Origin of the sequence: Escherichia sp. KCJ4928 (assembly GCF_004352695.1) — a bacterium.
GTDB lineage: Bacteria > Pseudomonadota > Gammaproteobacteria > Enterobacterales > Enterobacteriaceae > ECMA0423.
On sequence record NZ_SJWV01000409.1, the window covers coordinates 1 to 1,311 of the forward strand.

A 1,311-nucleotide genomic window follows, 5' to 3' on the forward strand; every position below is an offset into this window, starting at 1 on the left:
CCAGAGAAGTTGTTGATATTTAAGGCCTGTATACTGGCTTCCCTGGTCGCTATGGAACACGACATCCCGGGGTTGGCCACGCGTCTCATAGGCCATCCGCAGGGCACTGCTTATCAGTGCGGTATCGACATGCGCTGACAGACTCCAGCCGATAACCCTGCGGGCAAAAAGATCCATAACAACCGCCAGATAGCACCAGCGATTTCCTGCCCAGAGATACGTAATATCTCCACACCATACCCGGTCTGGCTCCGGTACTGCGAACTGACGCTCAAGCAGATTCGGCAGGCTGGTATGCTCCTGACGGGCATTTTTATACTGATGTTTTCCGGGCTGACAACTGCTCAGGTTCAGATATTTCATCAGACGTCCGGCACGGTAACGGCTCATCGGGACGCCGTTTTGAGTCAGCATTTCAGCCAGAGTGCGCGCGCCCGCAGAGCCCCGACTTTGGTTCCACGCCCGGCGTATTTCGCTGCACAACCTGACTCGTGCCGGATTAACCGTATCGCGTCGTTTTCGCCAGTACCGGTAACTGCTGCGGTGTATTTCCAGAGCAGAACACAGGCTGACAACCGTGTGGCTGTCACTTAGTCTGGCGGCTATCGTGAACCGTTCAGCGAGTCGGACATTAAGAGCGCGGTAGCCTTTTTTAATATCGTATTTTGTTCCTCCAGACGGCGAACTTGCTTTTCCAGCTCGCGGATACGTTGCTGGTCTGGAGTAATGGGTGTGGCAGAGGGCGTAATACCCTGGCGCTCTCGCCTGAGCTGGCGTACCCAGCTCTCAAGCGTGGTTGAACCGACATTCATCGCTTCACTGGCCTGTCGATATGAGTAGCCCTTATCAACAATCAGCTGTGCACATTCCAGCCTGAACTCAGGGGTGAAGGTTCGTTTGGTTTTCTTGTTCATTAAGTCACCTGTTTTGTGTTGTGGTGAGAATATCACCTTTCATCAGGTGGCCAAATTTAGTGTGCCACTACAAACCAGCAGATGTTCACTGGTGCATAAATTCACTATCAGATCATCATCCAGGGGCGGCGTGGTCCGTTTGTCCGGACCATAAATCAGCCGGTGCAGACTCTGGGGTACGATGGCAATCTCCGGTTTTTCACTATTGAATGACACCCACCCGGGCGTCAGATTATGGAAGTAGTAGATATTCGGATGACACACGCCCCAGGATACGGCGTGCCGGGTGAAGCCGGTCAGCCATTTCTGGTAGCTTTCGTGGAGCAGCTCGTAACGGGTCTGATACTGTGGTTTCATTTTCATATTCCTCACGGGGGATAACAGGCAGCAGAACGCC

The 1,311-nt window shown here is 53.2% G+C and carries 2 pseudogenes; both read right to left on the bottom strand.

The annotated features are described in order from the left end of the window. Positions 1-950: pseudogene (locus tag E0D98_RS24330) on the bottom strand (IS3 family transposase); the annotation flags it as partial. A 36-nt stretch (positions 951-986) separates the two neighbouring features. Further along, positions 987-1,277 (bottom strand): annotated as a pseudogene (locus E0D98_RS24335) (malate transporter); the annotation flags it as partial. Positions 1,278-1,311: the final 34 nt, after the last annotated feature.